The following is a 19,893-nucleotide window of genomic DNA, read 5'->3' as shown; positions in this document are numbered from 1 at the left end:
GGAGTTTGCTTATAAGGAATACATCTCTCCATCTGAGTCTTAGAAGAACTTATCCAGGGGTTTAGCAGCCGTCATCCCCCACCTTGAAGAGGAGGGGGGTGTTACGGATGGTAGCCATCGGATAAAAGCCATATTAAAGTATATGATAAGTTTATTGAAATTATTGATATATGATTTTAGAAAGTGATAAAACTTAGAAAAGAGGTGCAACCTTGGAAAAACAAGCGGAATTACAATTAGAAAGAAAAAAGCTAGATGATACTAAATCTTGGATAGAATATAAGATTGATTCTATTGAAAATGATAAAGATGGATTACAAAAGAAAATATCTGAATTAAAAAAGGCTTCTCATGGAAGTTATAGTGAAGAATTAGAAACAAATTTAAAGTTATATGACATTGTTTATAAAAGTTTAAGTAACTATAAAGAAGCTTATCCAGAACCATACTTTTCTAGGATAGATTTTAGAGAATACAGAAAAGAAAAGGAAAGTTATTATATAGGCAAGTTTGGGCTTGGAGACATAGAAAGTGGAGAGGAAGTAGTTATAGATTGGAGGGCTCCTATAGCTGATCTTTATTATAGTGGATCAGAAGGAGATTCTTATTATACAGCTCCGATTGGAGTTATAAATGGAGATTTATCCTTAAAGAGAAGATTTTTATATAACGAGGCTTATATAAAAGATATTTTTGATGAGGGGATAAATAATATAATAATAAGAAACCTAGAAGATGCTTCTTCTGAAAATGCTTTAGTAGATGAATTTTTAAGAATAAACTTGGAAAAGAGTACCGGAAATAAATTAAAAGATGTAGTAGCAACTATTCAAAAGGAACAAAATGCTATTATAAGAGCAGAAAAGAACTTCCCGATTATAGTGCAAGGATCAGCAGGTTCAGGTAAAACTACTGTAGCACTTCATAGACTTGCTTATCTTTTATATAGACATAAAAATAAAATAAGTGGAGAAGATATATTAGTATTAGCACCTAATAATTTATTTTTGGATTATATATCAGAACTTTTGCCCAGCCTTGGTGTAGATAAAGTAAAACAAAGCACATTTGAGCAGATATCTTTAAATATATTAGGTATTAAAAAAAAGGTAGTAACTAAGGATAAAAAGCTATCTTTAGTATTAGAATCAGATGTTGAAGATGTTAAGTATATAACTAACTCTAGTAGAGTAAAGGGAAGCATTGTTTTTAAAACTATATTAAATAGGTATATTCAATTATTAGAAAGAAAAGATGGAAACATTAAAGACATAAAGGTAGAAGATTATGTGTTGTTTGAAAGTAAAGAAATAAAAAGATTGTTTTTAAGGGATATGTCAAACCTTCCTATAAATAAAAGGAAAGAAGAAATAAAAAGGTATTTCACTTTAAAATTTAAAGAAAAGATAAATGATATTATGGGGAGAATAGACTTTTTTTATGATTATACAATTGCTAGGACAAAAAAGACTATGGAGGATGGAATAGAAAGAAGGAAACGAATCATTGAAATATATGATGAAAGAGACGAGAAAAAGAAAAATATTAAAAGACAGGCAAAAAAGTCTTTTGAATCCTATTTTATAAATTGGGGTAACCTAGACTCTCAAGGCCTTTATTATAATATGTTCGAAAATGAAGATATATTTTATGAAGCAACTGCAGATAAAATTCCAAAAGCTTTAGGAGAATATATGAAAAATGAAATATTAAAAAATAAAGAAGAAAATATCATAGATAGTGATGATTTAGCAGCCATGCTTTATATAAAGTTTAAAATAGAGGGCGTACCTGAAAAGTATAAATTTCAACATGTGGTTATAGATGAAGCACAAGATTACAGCTATTTTCAATTAGAAGCTCTTAAAAATATAGCAAAAGGTGAGTCTTTTACAATTGTTGGAGACCTTGGTCAAGGCATATATTATTATAAAGGAATCGACAGTTGGACTAGTGTCATAAAGGATGTATTTAATGGAAATTGTAGTTATATGCCCTTAAAACAAAGTTATAGATCAACAGTTGAAATTATTGAATTTGCAAATAAAGTATTAAAAAAACAAAAAAACAATTTAGATCCAGCAATACCTGTGCTTAGAAGAGGTAAGGAACCTAAAGTAATTAAATTTCAAAATAATAAAGATTTCGCAAATAAAATAGATCAAATTGTTAAAGAAGTTAAGGAGCTAGGAAAGTCTAGTATAGCTATAGTAGGTAGAAACTATAAAGAATGTAAAAAGATAAGTGATTATATGAAAAAATATAGTGAAAATTCCTGGGACTTAGTAAAAGATGGGGATACAAGCTTGAAGATTGAAAGTATAATAATACCTTCTTATATGACAAAAGGGCTGGAGTTTGATTGTACTGTAGTTTATAATTGTAATGAAGATAATTATACTAATGAGGAAATAGATAAAAGGCTGCTTTATGTGGTCCTAACAAGGGCTCTGCATTTAGAGTATATATTTTATAATGGAAAGGTCTCACCTCTTTTGGAGGCGCATGTTTTAGAATAATTAATCAAGTTATGAATTGAATTTAAAGTTCACGTTTATTATGTCAAAGGATTAATATAAAAATGTGAAAAATTTATTAATATAGTCATTAGTTATAAAATTATTAAATTAATAATTTCATAACTTTGTTGAATATATAATTTGTAATATGTTAATATATATTCATTGATTAATAAACTTCTTTATTCTATATTTGTTATTAGGATGAAGAACTTTATAAAATATAAGAAGGCTAAATTAAAATATAAGTTTGGTCTAGTTTATAGTCTTTAAGTTAGATGAAAATGAGGTGAAGATTTGGAAGAAAAAGAAATAATGTCATTTAAAGATGAAGAGGGCAATAAAGTTGATTTTGAAGCTATAGCAAGAATTTATCTAGATGAGAAGGAAAGCGAATATCTTATTTTATCAGAAGTAAATGGTAATGAGGATGATGCTTTTATATTTAGAGTAGATAGGTTTGAAGATAAAGAAGAATTAAACTTAGTAGAAGATAAAGATGAGTTTGAAGCAGTAAAAAAAGAATATAAAAAGTTGTTATATTAAAAATAAAGATTAAGGAGCATTATAATGAAAAAAGATGAAATAATTGATTTTTTACTAGAAAGAGAAATAAGTGAGGTAGAAGAAATACCTTACAAGAATGATATATTAGTTTTAAGAGCTTATTATGATTTTGATGAAGAAGAAGTGAAAGCAGCCAAAGCTTATGCTAATGATGAATGTAAATCTGAAGAAGAGGATAATGAGTGGTATGATGATTTCTTACTTCCTTATCTTAGCGATGTAGCTATAGATAATGTTGGAGATCTTGTAGAAGAGCTTATGGAAGAGTTTGAAGTAGAAGGCCAATATGTATCTTATGATATACCTAAGGAAAACTGTAAGTATAATGAATTCATATTAGCTGTATGTGCTAAAAATAAAGAGTTAGATATAGAAGATATTTTAAACGAATTGAACTTATAATAGGGTTTTCTAAAATGTATACACTTATTGAATGGCCACATTTTGTAATTGAATTTATAGGTAGAATAATCATAGTGTAAATGAGAAACTTGTATAAAGATAAATATTATAAAATATATATAATGAAATATAGTATTTCATTTATGACCTTTATGTTTATAATATATTATATAATTTATACAAGTTTTTTATATTTTAGTTGGGCACTTTTAAAATTAAATATTTAAAGGTGCTGTGAGGATTCAATCTAAATATTTATAATATTTAACAATAAGCTTGTCCAATGTCTCACTGCATTCAACTACACAACTGTCAGTAGGTTTTTTTGTAGATAGTAACTTATATAAATCATTTTTCAAAGATTCTATCTCATCTTCTAATATATCTTTTTCCATCCGCACGCCTCCAAAACTAGTATGCTACTTAGACTATTTTATCAGAATTTGAAAAATATAAAAGCAAAAGTTTTAGTCAAATTACTACATAATACTACAAATTTATACAAGACTTTGTATAAACATACCGTAAAATACAAAATACATACATTTTAAATGTTAAATAAAATTATAAATTCATTGATAATGTTAGAGAATATGGATTTGTGTTTGTAATTTTAGTTTAAATAATGTTTAATATAATGTATAGAAGTTATAAAGATATGGGGTTGCTTTGAGCTTATCTTTCATGTAAAACATATAAGAAAGGATGATATTATGAAAATTGAAGATGTTATCAATAGAATAAATATTTTATATAAAAAAAGTCAAGAGGAAGGCTTAACGGAAGAAGAAACCCTTGAACAAAAAGAGTTAAGGCAAAGATATATAGATAACGTTAAATCTAATTTTAGAGCTCAGTTAGAGACTATAGAAAAAAAATAAGGTTAAAATATATCAGCTATTTTTATTAAATTAAAGCTTAGGGGTGAAAAGATGACAGTTACAGTAGAAAAACTAATAAAAGATTTCAATTTAGAAGTTTTATCTGAAGGTAAAAAAGGAATAATGATAACTACCAGCGACTTTAATAGACCAGGATTACAACTTGCAGGATTCTACAATTATTTTTCTAAAGATAGAATTCAGATAATGGGTATGGCAGAATGGAGTTTTATAGATGACATGCAAGTAGAGCTTAGAAAAAAAAGACTTAAAAAGTATTTCACGTTTGAAACTCCTTGTCTAATACTAACAAGAGACTTAGACCCTCATAGCGAATTACTTGAAAATGCTATTAAGTGCAATAAGTGGGTTTTAAAAACTAGTATGATATCTACAAAATTTATAAGTAAACTTACCACATATCTTGATGATAAGCTAGCACCAGAAACCAGAGTACACGGTGTATTATTAGATATTTATGGCATAGGTATATTAATAACAGGAGAAAGTGGCATAGGTAAGAGTGAAACAGCCTTAGAACTTATAAAAAGAGGACATAGGTTGGTTGCAGATGATGCAGTAGATATAAAAGAGATTGATGGTATACTAAAGGGGAGGTCTCCTTATATAACCTTTGGTATGTTAGAAGTAAGAGGCATGGGAATTATAGACGTTCCAGCTTTATATGGACTTAGTTCAGTGTTAAATAATAAAACAATAAAATTTGTTATAAGTTTAGAACATTGGAAAGATGAAGATGTCTATGATAGACTTGGTATAGATAAAGAATATGTAGATATACTAAATGTGCCTGTAAGAAAAATAACAGTACCTATAAGGCCTGGAAGAAATATAGCTGTTATAGTGGAAGCTGCAGCTGCAAATTATAGATACAGCCATATGTCAAATGTGACTCCAGCAGAAATAATAGATCAAAGAATGGAGATGAATATAGATGAAGATGAATAATGATAAAAAAGATTTAAGAATTATATCTAAAAATAAAAGAAAAGAATTATGTGCATTAGATAGAAAGTATTACGATAGTTTAATATTAGAAAATGTTTTAAATGATCAAAAGTTTAAAGACAGTAACACTATTTTTATATATGTAAGTTATAAAGATGAAGTGGATACACATGAAATAATTAAAAATGCTCTTTTATTAAATAAAAAAGTATGTGTGCCAGTGATTATATCGAAAGAAGCTGGTATGGAGGCAGTATATATAAATTCTTTAAAGGACCTTGAGGCTAATTATATGGGAATACTAGAACCTAAATATAATAAAGATAATGTAGCTAAAGCAGAAGATATCGATGTCGTATTTGTTCCTGGACTAGCATTTGATACAAAGGGTGGACGACTTGGCTATGGAGGAGGATTTTACGATAAATTTTTAAGAGATTTAAAAAAACAAGCTGTAAAAATCGCACTAGCTTATAAAAATCAGATAGTAGATTATGTTCCTATGGAGCCATTAGATGTAAAAATTGATTATATAATAAGCAATGAAAAATAAAAGTAAATTACAGGTTTGTATTTAACTTAGAATTCATGTAAAATGTAATTATTGCTAAAATTCTTGCTAAAATTTTATAAAATGAATGGGGGATAAACTTATGTCAACTAATAATGAACAAAAAAATGTATTGACTAAAACTTACGATTCTGCTTGGGATAAGTATTCAAAACAGGACCTAGAAAAGGTATTTGCTTTAAGTGATAGGTATAAAGAATTTATATCTAAATGTAAGACAGAACGTGAATGTGTTACAGAGTTTATAAAGCTTGCTGAGGCAAAGGGTTACATGGACATAGAAAAGGTTATTTCAGAAGGTAAAACATTAAAACCAGGAGATAAAGTATACGCAAACAATAAGGGTAAAAACTTAGCTATGTTCTTAATAGGTGAGGAAAAGATGGAAAAAGGTCTTAGTATATTAGGAGCACATATAGATTCTCCAAGACTTGATTTAAAGCAAAATCCATTATATGAAGATACAGACCTTGCTCTTATGGAAACTCACTATTATGGCGGAGTTAAGAAATATCAATGGGTTACTATTCCTTTAAGTGTACATGGAGTTATGGTTAAAAAAGATGGAACTACTGTTGAAATAGTAATAGGTGAAGATGATAACGATCCAGTTATAGGAATTTCAGATCTTTTAATTCATCTATCAGCAGATCAAATGGATAAAAAATTAGGGAAAGCTATCGAAGGTGAAGACCTTAATATATTAGTTGGAAGTATGCCACTAGAAGATAAAGATTCAAAAGAAAGAGTTAAGAATAATATATTAAAATTATTAAATGAGAAGTATGGCATCATAGAAGAAGACTTTGTGTCAGCAGAACTTGAAGTAGTTCCAGCTGGTAGAGCAAGAGATTATGGATTTGATAGAAGTATGGTTATGGGCTATGGTCATGATGATAGAGTATGCGCATACACTTCTTTCGAAGCAATGATAGGAATGGAAAAATCAAAGAAAACTTATGTAACTTTATTAGTAGATAAAGAAGAAGTAGGTAGCATAGGTGCTACAGGTATGCAATCAAGATTCTTTGAAAATGTAGTAGCAGAAATTATGGATAGAACTTCTGATTACAGTGAGTTAAAACTTAGAAGATGTCTTTCAAATTCAAAGATGTTATCTTCAGATGTTAGCGCTGCGTATGATCCTAACTATCCATCTGTTATGGAAAAGAGGAATTCAGCATACTTTGGAAAAGGATTAGTATTTAACAAATACACTGGATCTAGAGGAAAAGGCGGATGTAATGATGCTAATGCTGAATACATTGGAGAACTTAGAACAATAATGGATAAACATAATGTAACATGGCAAACAGCTGAGCTTGGAAAAGTAGACCAAGGAGGCGGAGGAACTATTGCATACATCCTTGCTGAGTATGGCATGGAAGTAATAGACTCCGGTGTAGCACTTCATAATATGCATGCTCCATGGGAAGTAGCTAGTAAGGCAGATATATATGAAGCAATGAGAGGGTACTGTGCATTTTTATTAGAAGCATAAGTCTTTAGAAAATAAAAAAGAGCAAGAATCTTAACTTAAGATTCTTGCTCTTTTAATGTTATACATTATATTAAAATATTTAACTTTATAATATATAGTAATAGAAAAGTAAGACTAAATGTTAAATTGTAGAATTACCTTAAATAAAAATATTTATAAAGTCTTCTAGTTCCTTTAATGTACTATCAATAGAGCCTATATATCCATGTTTAACATCACTTTCTATTCCATGAAAGTCTGATCCACAACTTATAAGCTTATTATTTTTTAGAGCTATATTTATATACTTTTCTTGTTCTTTCACAGAGTTTAGATAATATATAGCCTCTAGTCCATGAAAATTGAATTTTATTATATCCTCTACAGGGGTCTTTTTAATTAGTTTTGGATGGGCTAAGATTACTATTGCGTTTAAATCTCTTAGTATGGTTATACCTTCATTAAGAGAAATATTTTTATTTTGCACGTAAGCAACACTATTCTTACTTATAATATTCTCAAAGATGTATTGAAAGGTATATGGGTATCCCTTATCAATTATAGCCCTTGCTATATGGGGCCTTGCAACTACTCCTTTAGCACGTTTTCTCACATCTTCGTAATCCAATTTAATATTAAAAAACTCATCTAAATTAGAAATCATTTTTTTTGCCCTACGTATTCTATAATCTTGTATTTCCGATAAAAAGTTTTGAAAGTTTGGATTCTTATAGGAATCATCAGTAAAGTATCCAAGTATATGAATGCTTTCATCATTATGTATGGTAGAAAGCTCTATGCCAGGGATAACTTTAATACCCAATCTTTCACCTGTTAAAATGCCTTCACAAAGGGAAGACGTTGTATCATGATCTGTTATAGCCATCAAGCTTAAAGCTTGTGATTTTGCTAACTTAACTAATTCTTTAGGGCTAAGTCTTCCATCAGAAGCATTGGTGTGTAAATGAAAATCTGCATGTATATCCATAGTCTCACTCCTTCTTTTATTAAGTATATATAAAATACATAAACTACTCAAACATTAAAGTAAAAGTTTAATAGTTTATTTTAACCTTAAAAGAAAGAGTTATGATATAAGATATATTATATAATGTTGAAAATAAGTATATGTTTTATAAAGGCTTATCTATCTTATATTTGCAAAAGCTATATAAATTATAGGCTACAGGAATATTTTTCATGGATATGAAGTCCATTTGTTTATTGCCATCCCATGGATAAATGGAAATAAAATCAGCATCATAAATATTTATTACATATTTCATAGAATTAATGGTTATAAATATCTTATAACTAGGAGATTTATCAATACCATAAGGCTCATCTATGAAGTCATTGGTATTAAGTGAAGAAAAAAAGTTTGTTAATACCTCCATGTCCTCTTTATTAAGTGAAGATTCTTTATGAAGATTAGTTTCATATAAGGTAGACGAAAATTCTTTATATTCATTTAAGCTATTAAATAAATTTTCTGTATAAAAGTGGTTACTAGGTTTAGGACTAATGGGTAAATTAGTATCAGAGAAAGTGCAACTAACAAGAAGCACTGAACTTATTATTATCGATATTATTATATAGGGTAATTTCAAGGAAATTCACCTCACAATCATTTCAAAATAAAAATATGAATAAATATATATTAATATTACTTTTAAACAAAAAAAATAAAAATAAATTATAAGTATAAAGGTTTATATATGAAAGTGTTAATAAAAGTTAGAAATCCTTAACAGAATATTAATACTCTTTTACCATAAAATATGATATATTTATATTGTAGAAATATAATAATAAATCAATAACCTAACCCCTTATTTATATAACCCTTTTAATTTAAAGATATTGGTATCCCCCACCAATATCTTTTTTTGTCTTTTTATAAAAAGGATACTAAAAATAGTAATCATAAAAGATACTGATTCATATTATATAGTAATGGAGGTATTTAATATGATTAACTTTCAAGATATAGGACTAATGTCAGCTGTAGTTATGGGCTTATCCCAGGTAGCTAAAGAGCTTGGAGTAAAAGTTAAGTTAATACCATTACTGAATTTAATACTAGGAATTATGGCAGGGATTTTGTATGTATCACCAGGAAACTTTAAATTTGGCATACTTTCAGGTATTACCATTGGCCTTTCAGCTTCAGGATTCTACTCTGGGGTTAAAAATGTTAGGCAAGCGTTTCGGGGATAAAAACAAAGATAGTTATTATTTTAGCCTACTATGTTTTCAGGTTTTATCCATGAGTTAAATTTATTATAACTCATGGATTTTTTATTAAAATGATTTAGCAAAATAGAGGTAAAATCCTAGACTGTGAATATAATTATACTAACATTTAGTATTTTAGTTCTTTAATATAGTTCATTATTTTAGGCGTCCAATCATCAAAAAGAGTAGGATCCTCTTTCTTTAGAACTTCTAAAAATGAATCTAGTATTTTAAGTTTATACATACCTTTTGATAGATGTCTTGGAAAATTTCTATCCTTAGTATAAAACTTTTTAGGATCAATAACTTTTAAATCTCCGTTTGGTTGAACAAAGATATCTTTACATCTTAAATCTATTTTTGTAAATTTTAATATTTTAAATTCCTTTAATAATTCAATAATCTTTTTACCTAGCTCATCATTGAAACCATGTTTTCTTATGTATTTTGGTAACACATCGCCTTCTACATATTCTCTTATCATGTAGTTTTCTCCTATCTCATATATCCTAGGGAAATATTTATTACCATTTACCCTTTGTAAGATAAGGTATTCTCCAATAAAACTTTTAATATTAAAACAAATTTTTATAACATTTCCATCTGGAAGTAGATATACTATGCCATTATGGCCTTTACCTAGAAATTTGCAATCTAAAAGATTAATATTAAAATCATAGTAAGGATTTACAATTGACTCTTTGTTTTTATGCATATGAAACCTTCTATATATTACTTATCCATTATATTTATGATGGTAGTTATAGGAATATAACATATTACTTTAATATTCAAAGCTGTATTTAATAAAATAAAGAATATTTTAAAATAAGAAATGAATAGAATATATATAGGATGAATATAAGGTAGGTACTTGATTTTTAAAATTAACTAGAAAGTATAAGGGTAAGTGATATAATAGTATATAAAGTATTTCAAAATAGGAGTATTTCTTATTTATTTACATTAATTGCATGGAAAAGGAGATAATAAAAAATGTACTATGGGGAAAAGGTTTGTTTAAGAGCATATAAAGAAGAAGATATTGAAAAAGTAACGTCATTTGTTAATGATAAGGAGCTTAAAAAGTTTTATGATACAGATGTCTCATTTCCAATTACCCTTTGGGAAGAGGAAAAGTGGGTAAAATCGCAAAAAGCAGATAAAAGTGGGGAGTATAACTTTGCAATAGAGGATATAAAAACAAAGATGTATATTGGTGGTTGCAATATACAAAATGTTAATTGGCTGACACGTGTAGCCTTAGTTGGAATTATGATTGGAGATAAAGATTACTTAGGAAAAGGCTATGGAACTGATGCTATGAAAGTTTTAATGAATTTTATCTTTAAGGATATGAATATCCATAAGATAAGACTTAGTACTTTTTCCTTTAATGTGAGAGCTCAAAAAAGTTATGAAAAATGTGGATTCAAAGTAGAAGGAATTCTAAAAGATGAGGTATTTAAAGATGGAAAGTACTATGATGAAATAGTAATGTCAGCTTTTAATCCTATGGAATAATAAAATATATTTATTGTGAGAATGGAGGATTTCCAATGAATAGTTATATTTGCCATCAATGTAAGGTTGTAAAGGTCTTTAATAACAATGTATTATTAGTAAATGAAAATGATATTGAAAAGATTCTATTTAGAAAAGGCATAGGTTTTGGAAAGAAGACTGGCGATATAATAAATTCAGGTGAAAAGGTAGAAAAGATTTTTACTATAGAAGATAAAACTAATTATGATAACTTTAAACAATTAATAAATTATGCAGATAAAGAAATAATTGCGTTAAGTGAAGAGGTAATAGTCATGATATCTAATGAACTTTCAGAAGAATTAGATGAAAAGATACACATATCACTAACGGATCACATATTATTCGCTCTTAAGAGGTTAGAAGGCAATGAAGAAATAGAAAACCCTTTTCTTTCAGAAACAGAAATACTTTATAAAACAGAATTTGATATTGCAAAAAAGGCAACTATTATTATTGAAAAAGCAACAAAAATAAAAATACCTGATGGAGAGGTAGGATTTATAGCATTACACATACATTCCGCAAGAAATAATGGCAAATTATCTAACACCATAAAATATAATTTTGTATGCAATAGTGTTGTAGAGTTTTTGGAAGAAGAAATGGACATAAAAATAGATAAAAGATCTTTAGATTATGCAAGATTTGTAACTCATATAAGGTTTGCAATAGAACGGTTTTTAAATAATAAGCCTATTAAAAACGAGCTTATTTCAGCTATTAAAAAACAATACAAATCTTCTTATAAAATCGCAAGAAAATCTGCTAAAATAATTGAAGAGCAACTTTATATAGATATAACAGAGGATGAGATAGCTTATCTAGCAATGCACATTGAAAGGTTAAAGCAGTCAAGTTGCAACGGTTGTAATTAGACTTATAGGATATATTAGAGGTAGAGTCATATATTGACAAAGCTATATTTATATTATATAATTATATTAATAATTAAATATACTTATGTGAAATCGTTTATTAGCGTGTAACCTATTAATAATAGGGCAAAAGCTGAAAAGGAATTAGAATTCTAATCCTTTTCGGCTTTTTTTATTTAATTTTAAGGTTAAATGTCACTACCATGTTAAAAAAAAGGAGGTGGAGAAAAGATACGTTAAATATCAAGAATATTTCGAATATCATTGCACATTTAAGTTAATGATTATGATTTTCACAAATGGTGTATTAATTTATAAAAATAAAATGGAGGGGTAAAGATGGAAAATAGTAAAAATAATTTGCAAGAGTTATTTACTAGTGTGATGAAAGTTTTAATTGCACCAATTATAGTATTACCAGTAGCTGCAATATTATTTAAGATTGGTGATGCAAGTGTATTAAATATTCCTTGGATTAAAGAGATAGGTGTCGCAATATTAAAAAACCTAGGAATTATATTTGCTGCAAGTATTGCTGTAGGTATTGCTGAAGGTAATAACGGGGTTGCAGCTATATCCGCTGTTGTTGGTTATTTTGTATTAACTAGTGTTGCTAAAACTATAAATATAGATATTAATGCATCTATGCAAGTATTTGCATGTATAGCATCAGGATTAGCAGCTGGTCTTTTATATAATAAATATAAAGATATTAAACTACCACAAATCTTGGGGTTCTTTGGAGGAAAGAGATTTGTGCCAATAGTTACATCTTTTGTAGGATTAGTTTTAGGACTTATAACAGGATTTATCTGGCCTTAATTTTTAAGAGGATTTATTAAGTCTATTTACAAATAAAATGGAGGGATAAAAGATGGCAAAAAGTAAAGATAAAGTTTTAGGCTTTTTACAAAAACTAGGTAAGTCATTAATGATACCAATAGCAGTATTACCAGCAGCAGCATTATTACTTAGATTTGGTGATGCTGACTTATTAAATATACCTTGGATTATGAAGGCTGGAGCAGCGGTATTTGATAATCTACCTATTATTTTCGCATTAGGAATAGCAACAGGGTTTGCCAAGGAGAATAATGGAATTGCTGCTATTTCAGCACTTATTGGATATTTTGTTATAAATGGAGTAGCTCTTAGTTTTAATAAAACTATTAACATGGGCGTTTTTGGAGGTATTATTGCAGGTATAACAGCAGGATTATGTTATAACAAGTTTAAGGATATAAAACTTTCTAATAAGTTAAAACTTATTAACGGAAATAGGCTCATACCACTTATTAGCTTGTTTGTATTTATAATTATTGGAATTGTACTAGGGTTTATATGGCCTCCTATTCAAAAAGGATTAGATAGCTTTGCTAACTTTATGGCTCAAACAGGGCCTGCTGGTGCATTCGGATTTGGATTCTTTAATAGGTTGTTAATTCCTTTTGGATTGCATCATATAGTAAATACTGTCTTTTGGCAGCAACTAGGATCCTTTACAACTGAAGCTGGTAAGGTAGTCATGGGAGATTATAATAGATTTTTAGCAGGAGATCCAACAGCTGGTGCATATTTAACAGGATTTTTCCCTATCATGATGTTTGGACTTCCAGCTGCTTGTTTAGCTATGATTACCACAGCTAAAAAGGAAAAGAAAAAGGTAGTTGCAGGTATGTTAATAAGTCTTGCAATAACATCTTTTTTAACTGGCATTACAGAACCAATAGAATTTGCATTTATGTTTTTATCACCAATGTTATATGGAGTACATGCACTATTAACAGGGGCTGCTTTAGCAATTACTAATGCTTTTGGAATGCGTAATGGATTCGCTTTTTCAGCAGGTGCTACTGACTTTTTCATAAACTGGGGTAAAGCAACAAAACCATTAAGCATTTTATTTGTAGGGCTTATATTTGCAGTTATATATTACTTCGTATTTGTATTCTTTATTAAGAAGTTTGACCTTAAAACTCCGGGTAGAGAAGATGATATAGAAGAAGATGCACCTTTAAATAATTTAAGCTTAGAGGAAAAGGCTTTAAATATATTGGCATCGATAGGAGGTAAGGAGAATATTGATTCTTTGGATGCTTGCATAACAAGGATAAGAGTAACTCTAAAAGATACTTCAAAATTAGATGAAATAAAATTAAAGAAGATGGGTATAAGCGGTATTATGAAAATAGGTACAAATAATGTACAAATAGTTGTTGGAACAATGGCAGATCCAATAGTAACTAGGATGAAAAAGTTATAGTATAAAAATAAATAAAACTGAACTTTTTTGGGTTGGGTTATGGTTGTGTTATAAAAGGGATAAAATAAAAACCCTTAACCTTGAAACCTAGTAGTTTCAACGGGTTAAGGGTTTTATTTGCTGATTTGGTGCCGGAGGCGGGAATCGAACCCGCATGGTATCACTACCGACGGATTTTGAGTCCGTTGCGTCTGCCAGTTTCACCACTTCGGCATATCTAACAGAGTTTATCATAGCATATTTTTTTTTAGAATGCAACTGTTTTTGCTTAAGTATTGTAATGAGAAAATATGAATAAGGATAATAAACAATTATAATAAAGTTATTAAGAAATAAAATTACATAGAAAATAAATTACTCTTAACATAAAAGTTTATAAAGTTTTGAATAAGAATACTAAATATCTATTGTAATAAACCTTAAAAGAATATATATTAAGATTGTATGTGAAATATTATTTTAAATATAGAGAGATCTGAAAAAATAGAGGCGAAATATATTAAAATATAAACTAAAGTTTTTGCAGATTATAAGGGGACAAGATATGCAAAATTTATTAAGGGGTATAATAGAAAGTAATAAGATTTATACAAAAGAAGGAACTGTTGCTTCGTACATACCAGAACTTGGTAAAGCTAATAAAGAAGATTTAGGTGTGTGCGTAGTTAGATTAGATGGTAAGGAGTTTATGGCAGGAGATGCTGAAAAGAATTTTACTATGCAAAGTATGTCTAAGGTAATAGCTCTAATTTTGGCTATATTAGATAATGGAAAAAAGTCAGTATTTTCTAAAGTTGGAATGGAACCTACAGGAGATAGTTTTAATTCTATAACAAGTCTTGAGGTTAAACACCCAGAAAGACCCTTCAATCCTATGATAAATGCTGGTGCTATTGCAACCACAGCCTTAATATCGGGTGATACAGATGAAGAAAAGATAGAAAACATATTATCATTCACAAGAAAAATCACAGGAAATAAATTTATTTCCATAAATGAAGAGGTTTACAGATCTGAAAAGGCTACAGGTAATAGAAATAGAGCTTTAGCTTATTTTATGAAAAGTAATGGATTATTAGATGGCGATGTAGAGTCTATTTTAGATGTTTACTTTAAACAATGTTCTATAGAATGCAATTGTAGGGATATTGCAAGAATAGGGTCAATGTTAGCAAATGATGGTGTCTTACCCTGGAGTGGAGAGAAGGTAATATCAAGAGAGGTAAGCCGTATAGTTAAAACTATAATGGTTACCTGTGGTATGTATGATGCTTCAGGTGAATTTGCAGTAGGTATAGGTATACCAGCAAAAAGTGGTGTTGGTGGAGGCATATTAGCATCAGTGCCAAGAAGAATGGGCATTGGAGTATATGGACCATCCTTAGATGAAAAAGGAAATAGCGTAGGAGGTATTAAAATATTAAAGGAGTTATCTGATGAATTAGATTTAAGTATATTTTAAAAGACATTAAAGAGTTTTAAACCAAGGGTTTAGAACTCTTTAATATTTGTTGAATAATTGGTTAATACTAGAGGAACTTGTTTATTAAATGTAAATTTAAGGCCAATTTTAATACAGTTTAAATTAAATATGATATAATTAAATCAGTTTATTCTTATAAGGTAGAGCGTAGAATAATAAAGATATTTTAAAATATATTAGATAGACTAAATGGGAGTGATTAATATGCCCCTTAGATTTTTGGATGGTGGGGAATCTCATGGAAAGGCATTGATTGCAGTTTTAGAAGGTATTCCATCTAATTATGAAGTAGATATAGATTATATAGACAATGAGTTAAAAAGAAGACAACAAGGGTACGGAAGAGGAAAGCGAATGAAGATAGAAAGAGATAAGGTTGATGTTTGGTCGGGACTTAGAGGAAATAAGACCACAGGTAACCCTATAACTTTTATAATTAAGAATAAAGACTATGAAAATTGGAGAGAATACTTTGAAAATGATGTAAAACCTGAAGAAAGAATAGGAGTTGCTAGACCGGGACATGGTGATTTAGTAGGATTTCATAAGTATAAAACCGGTGATATGAGAGATAGCATTGAGAGAACCTCTGCAAGAGAGACAGCTATAAGGTGCGCTGTAGGTGCTCTATGTAAACAAATGCTATTAGATATAGGTATCGATATTAGAAGTAAGGTTTATAGTCTAGGAGAATTTTATGACCAGAATATAGATCTTTTTAATGATGAAAATTATAGCATTATAGAGGAGAGCTCAATGCGATGCTATAATAAGCATATTGAGGATGGCATGAAGTCAACTATAGATATGTGCAAAGAAGAGGGAGATACTATTGGAGGCAGGGTTTATATAGGGATAAAGGGCGTTCCAATTGGGATTGGAAGCTATTCTAATTGGGATAGGAAATTAGATGGCATATTATCCATGGCAATTATGTCTGTTCAAGCAGTAAAAGCTGTGTCTTTTGGAAAAACTTTAGACCTACCTTTAATAGGAAGTATATATAATGATGAAGCATATTTTGAAGAGGGAACTTTAAAAAGAGCAAGCAACAATTGTGGAGGTATAGAAGCGGGAATTTCTAATGGAGAAAACATAGAAATGTATGCTGTAATAAAGCCTATACCATCTGTAAAAAAGGGACTGAATTCTGTAGATGTAATAAAGAAAGAAAATGTAACTAGTCGTTATGAAAGGTCGGATATATCCGCTGTAGTTCCAGCTTGCATAGTACTTGAAAATGTATGTGCATTTCATATATTAGATGAAATTTTAAAAAAGTTTCCTAGTGATGATTTTAATGAGCTAAAGGAAAACATTGAAAGATATAGAAGTGAACTACTTAAGTATTAAAACAAATTAATTATTATTTAATATTTATAAAGTACGCTTAATTTAAATGTTATCATGAAAAATTTTATTATGAAGATGGAGGATGAACATGGAAAAATTATTAATACTAGATTCGAATAGCCTTATGAATAGAGCCTTTTATGCATTACCTCCACTTACTAACAGTGAAGGAATTCATACTAATGCAGTATTTGGGTTTACTTCAATGCTATTTAAAATTCAAGAAGAAATAAAGGCAGATTACGTGGTAGCTACCTTTGATAGGAAGGCTCCTACATTTAGACATAAAGAATATAAAGAGTATAAGGCTGGAAGAAAAAGTATGCCACCAGAACTTTTTGAGCAGTTTCCTTTGATAAAAGAGTTACTTTCTCTTATGGCTATAGATATTATGGAAATAGATGGCTTTGAGGCAGATGATCTTATAGGAACTCTTGCTGTTTATGCTGAAAGTAAAGGCATTGAAGTTTACATAGTTACAGGAGATAGAGATGCTCTTCAACTAGCCACAGATAATGTAAAAGTTATAATAACTAAAAAAGGTATAACAGAGAAAGAAATATACGATAAAGATAGAATGATAGAAGATTTTGGGGTAACTCCTACAGAATTTATAGATGTAAAGGGACTTATGGGAGATAAATCTGACAATATACCAGGGGTTCCTGGCATAGGAGAAAAAACAGCCTACAAGCTTATACAAACTTATGGTAGTGTAGAATCAGTACTTCAAAATATAGAAGAAATAAAAGGTAAGAAAATCAAAGAAAACTTATATGAATACAGTGAGCAAGCATTATTTAGTAAAAAACTTGCTACAATAAAAACAGATGTACCAATAGAAATGGATCTAGATTCCATAAGGTCTAAAGAAGAATATGATATTTTAGGATTAAAGAAACTATTTTTTAAGCTTCAATTTAAAACATTAATAGATAGACTTCCTAAAAATGAAGAAGATAAAGATGAAACTCCTTTTGATGAATATGATGTAATTGAGGAGATAGAGGCTCTTAAAGCTTTAAAAAATAATATAAAAGGTTCAAAGGAAAATAAGGCTTTATATATGAGCTTTGATATAATAGGCCAAGAATTATATTCAAATATAGCTATAGAAAGTATATATATAGATTTTGAAGATAAAGATTTTGTTATAAAGCTTAGTAATCTTTTAGAAAAGGATAGAGAAAACACAATTTTAATTCTAAAAGAATTTATGGAAGATAATAATATAAAAAAGATTTGTTATGATGCTAAGAATGCATACACTTCCTTTAGAAAAATAGGTATAACACTCGAAGGTATAATCTTTGATGTTAAAATAGCAAATTATATTATAGATTCATCAAAAGGGCAACAAAGTCTACAAGAACTTATAAATGAATATCTAGGTAGAGAAGTAAAGGGTGAAGGCGAAGCGTTAAAGGCTCATGAAAATAGACTTATGGTAGAACTTTATGAGGTGCTTAAAGCAAAGATAGAAGAATTTAATATGGAAAGCCTTTTATATGAGATGGAACTTCCTTTAACTAAGGTTTTATCTCATATGGAAGAAGAAGGCTTTAGAATAAATAGAGATATGTTAGATAAGCTAGGTGAAAAATTCAAATTAGAATTAGATAAGGTTCAAAAGGAGATATATGAGTTTTCAGAGGAAGAGTTTAATATAAATTCACCAAAACAGCTAGGAAAGATACTTTTTGAGAAGTTAGATTTACCTGTTATAAAAAGGACAAAAACTGGGTATTCAACTAACGCTGAGGTCTTAGAAGCTTTATCAGAAAAACATCCTATTATTAATAAAATAACTTACCATAGGCAATTAGCAAAAATATATTCAACCTATGTAGAAGGATTAAAATCAGTAATTGACAGTGATGACAAAATACATTCAAGTTTCAATCAAACAGTTACTACAACAGGTAGACTATCTAGTACAGAACCTAATCTTCAAAATATACCTATAAAGTATGAGATGGGTAGAGAAATACGGAAGGTATTTGTATCCGAGAGTGAAGATTCTGTTATATTATCCGCAGACTATTCACAAATAGAACTTAGAGTGCTTGCCCATATTTCTGGAGATGAAAATTTAATTTCCGCTTTTAATGAGCATAGTGATATACATACAAAGACAGCATCAGAAGTATTTAATACTCCTATGGAAGAGGTAACACCACTTTTAAGAGGTAGAGCTAAAGCAGTAAACTTTGGTATAGTATATGGAATAAGTGACTTTAGCCTAGCAAAGGATTTAAAGATTTCAAGAAAAGAAGCAAAGCAGTATATGGATGCTTATTTTGAAAGATATCCTAAGGTTAAAAATTACATGGAAGATATAGTTGTTACGGCTAAAAAGCATGGATATGTAACGACTCTTTTAAATAGAAGAAGGTATATACCAGAGGCAAATGCATCTAACATGATAGTTAGAGCATCAGGAGAAAGACTTGCTATGAATGCACCTATACAGGGTACAGCTGCAGATATAATAAAACTTGCCATGGTAAATGTACAAAAAGAATTATATAAAAGAGATATGAAAAGCACACTAATACTTCAAGTTCATGATGAACTTATTTTAAATGTTTATAATGACGAATTAGAAGAGGTTAAAGATCTAGTTAAAAGAGAAATGGAAGAAGTATTAGACCTTTCCGTAAAATTAGAAGTAGATATAAATATAGGTGAAACATGGTATGAAGCAAAATAAATAATATATAATTTAAAAGTAACTGGTGATT

The 19,893-nt window shown here is 29.0% G+C and carries 19 protein-coding genes and 1 tRNA gene; 15 read left to right on the top strand and 5 right to left on the bottom strand.

Translation table 11 applies throughout. The features are described from left to right. Positions 1–212: 212 nt before the first annotated feature. From helD to BV55_RS0101060, 3 genes are all read left to right on the top strand, one after another. Positions 213–2,519, top strand: a complete 2,307-nt coding sequence (helD, locus tag BV55_RS0101070) for an RNA polymerase recycling motor HelD (RefSeq protein ID WP_029450857.1) — start codon at positions 213–215, stop codon at positions 2,517–2,519. Between the two features lie 297 nt (positions 2,520–2,816). Then, positions 2,817–3,065: a DUF1292 domain-containing protein gene (locus tag BV55_RS0101065; protein WP_029450855.1), complete on the top strand. Its 249-nt coding sequence runs from the start codon at positions 2,817–2,819 to the stop codon at positions 3,063–3,065. A 24-nt stretch (positions 3,066–3,089) separates the two neighbouring features. Continuing rightward, positions 3,090–3,488: a hypothetical protein gene (locus BV55_RS0101060; RefSeq protein ID WP_029450854.1), complete on the top strand. Its 399-nt coding sequence runs from the start codon at positions 3,090–3,092 to the stop codon at positions 3,486–3,488. Between the two features lie 242 nt (positions 3,489–3,730). Here the strand turns inward: BV55_RS0101060 and BV55_RS15220 are convergent, their stop codons facing one another. After that, positions 3,731–3,883 carry an aspartyl-phosphate phosphatase Spo0E family protein gene (locus tag BV55_RS15220; RefSeq protein ID WP_084170462.1) on the bottom strand — a complete coding sequence of 51 codons (153 nt, stop codon included), beginning with the start codon at positions 3,881–3,883 and terminating at the stop codon, positions 3,731–3,733. Positions 3,884–4,201: 318 nt separating this feature from the next. On the opposite strand from BV55_RS15220, the gene BV55_RS15215 reads away from it, so the two are divergent. The 4 genes from BV55_RS15215 to BV55_RS0101035 all read left to right on the top strand — a co-directional run bounded on the left by BV55_RS15215 (position 4,202) and on the right by BV55_RS0101035 (position 7,410). Further along, positions 4,202–4,369: a DUF896 domain-containing protein gene (locus tag BV55_RS15215; RefSeq protein ID WP_084170461.1), complete on the top strand. Its 168-nt coding sequence runs from the start codon at positions 4,202–4,204 to the stop codon at positions 4,367–4,369. A 51-nt stretch (positions 4,370–4,420) separates the two neighbouring features. Next, entirely contained in the window at positions 4,421–5,338 is a 918-nt protein-coding gene (hprK, locus tag BV55_RS0101045; protein ID WP_029450853.1) for an HPr(Ser) kinase/phosphatase, read from the top strand. Beyond that, positions 5,325–5,891, top strand: coding sequence for a 5-formyltetrahydrofolate cyclo-ligase (locus BV55_RS0101040; RefSeq protein WP_242850832.1), 567 nt, complete (start codon positions 5,325–5,327; stop codon positions 5,889–5,891). The genes hprK and BV55_RS0101040 overlap by 14 nt, the downstream gene beginning before the upstream one ends. Positions 5,892–5,991: 100 nt before the next feature. After that, complete coding sequence (locus BV55_RS0101035) at positions 5,992–7,410, top strand: aminopeptidase (RefSeq protein WP_029450850.1); 1,419 nt, start codon at positions 5,992–5,994, stop codon at positions 7,408–7,410. Between the two features lie 139 nt (positions 7,411–7,549). Here BV55_RS0101035 and BV55_RS0101030 read toward each other — a convergent pair whose 3' ends face one another. Both BV55_RS0101030 and BV55_RS0101025 read right to left on the bottom strand, forming a co-directional pair. Next, positions 7,550–8,377, bottom strand: a complete 828-nt coding sequence (locus BV55_RS0101030) for a PHP domain-containing protein (RefSeq protein ID WP_029450849.1) — start codon at positions 8,375–8,377, stop codon at positions 7,550–7,552. 145 nt (positions 8,378–8,522) lie between these two features. Continuing rightward, positions 8,523–8,999: a DUF4883 family protein gene (locus BV55_RS0101025; protein WP_051652355.1), complete on the bottom strand. Its 477-nt coding sequence runs from the start codon at positions 8,997–8,999 to the stop codon at positions 8,523–8,525. A 361-nt stretch (positions 9,000–9,360) separates the two neighbouring features. Here BV55_RS0101025 and BV55_RS0101020 point away from each other — a divergent pair, with 361 nt between their 5' ends. Further along, a complete protein-coding gene (locus tag BV55_RS0101020) occupies positions 9,361–9,609 on the top strand; it encodes a hypothetical protein (RefSeq protein WP_051652354.1) in 249 nt (82 codons plus the stop codon). 145 nt (positions 9,610–9,754) lie between these two features. On the opposite strand, the gene BV55_RS0101015 is transcribed toward BV55_RS0101020, so the two are convergent. After that, complete coding sequence (locus tag BV55_RS0101015; protein ID WP_051652353.1) at positions 9,755–10,342, bottom strand: protein kinase; 588 nt, start codon at positions 10,340–10,342, stop codon at positions 9,755–9,757. Positions 10,343–10,623: 281 nt separating this feature from the next. On the opposite strand from BV55_RS0101015, the gene BV55_RS0101010 reads away from it, so the two are divergent. From BV55_RS0101010 to BV55_RS0100995, 4 genes are all read left to right on the top strand, one after another. Further along, positions 10,624–11,151: a GNAT family N-acetyltransferase gene (locus BV55_RS0101010; protein ID WP_029450845.1), complete on the top strand. Its 528-nt coding sequence runs from the start codon at positions 10,624–10,626 to the stop codon at positions 11,149–11,151. Positions 11,152–11,186: 35 nt separating this feature from the next. Next, a complete protein-coding gene (gene glcT, locus BV55_RS0101005; protein WP_029450844.1) occupies positions 11,187–12,050 on the top strand; it encodes a glucose PTS transporter transcription antiterminator GlcT in 864 nt (287 codons plus the stop codon). Between the two features lie 339 nt (positions 12,051–12,389). After that, positions 12,390–12,872: a PTS transporter subunit EIIC gene (locus tag BV55_RS0101000; protein ID WP_051652352.1), complete on the top strand. Its 483-nt coding sequence runs from the start codon at positions 12,390–12,392 to the stop codon at positions 12,870–12,872. Positions 12,873–12,924: 52 nt separating this feature from the next. After that, the gene (locus BV55_RS0100995) at positions 12,925–14,313 is read left to right on the top strand and encodes a PTS transporter subunit EIIC (protein ID WP_029450840.1); all 1,389 of its coding nucleotides are present in this window, start codon (positions 12,925–12,927) and stop codon (positions 14,311–14,313) included. 126 nt (positions 14,314–14,439) lie between these two features. Here the strand turns inward: BV55_RS0100995 and BV55_RS0100990 are convergent. Then, positions 14,440–14,526, bottom strand: a tRNA-Leu gene (locus BV55_RS0100990). A gap of 331 nt (positions 14,527–14,857) precedes the next feature. Between BV55_RS0100990 and glsA the strand changes: the two genes are divergently transcribed. From glsA to polA, 3 genes are all read left to right on the top strand, one after another. Beyond that, positions 14,858–15,775 carry a glutaminase A gene (gene glsA, locus BV55_RS0100985; RefSeq protein WP_029450838.1) on the top strand — a complete coding sequence of 306 codons (918 nt, stop codon included), beginning with the start codon at positions 14,858–14,860 and terminating at the stop codon, positions 15,773–15,775. A 225-nt stretch (positions 15,776–16,000) separates the two neighbouring features. After that, on the top strand, positions 16,001–17,149 hold the full coding sequence (gene aroC / locus BV55_RS0100980; protein ID WP_035794200.1) for a chorismate synthase: 1,149 nt from the start codon (positions 16,001–16,003) through the stop codon (positions 17,147–17,149). An 82-nt stretch (positions 17,150–17,231) separates the two neighbouring features. Continuing rightward, positions 17,232–19,862: a DNA polymerase I gene (gene polA / locus BV55_RS0100975; protein ID WP_029450834.1), complete on the top strand. Its 2,631-nt coding sequence runs from the start codon at positions 17,232–17,234 to the stop codon at positions 19,860–19,862. Positions 19,863–19,893 lie beyond the last annotated feature (31 nt).

Origin of the sequence: Clostridium algidicarnis (assembly GCF_000703125.1) — a bacterium.
Lineage (GTDB): Bacteria > Bacillota > Clostridia > Clostridiales > Clostridiaceae > Clostridium_L > Clostridium_L algidicarnis.
This window is presented reverse-complemented; position numbering and strand designations above follow the sequence as displayed.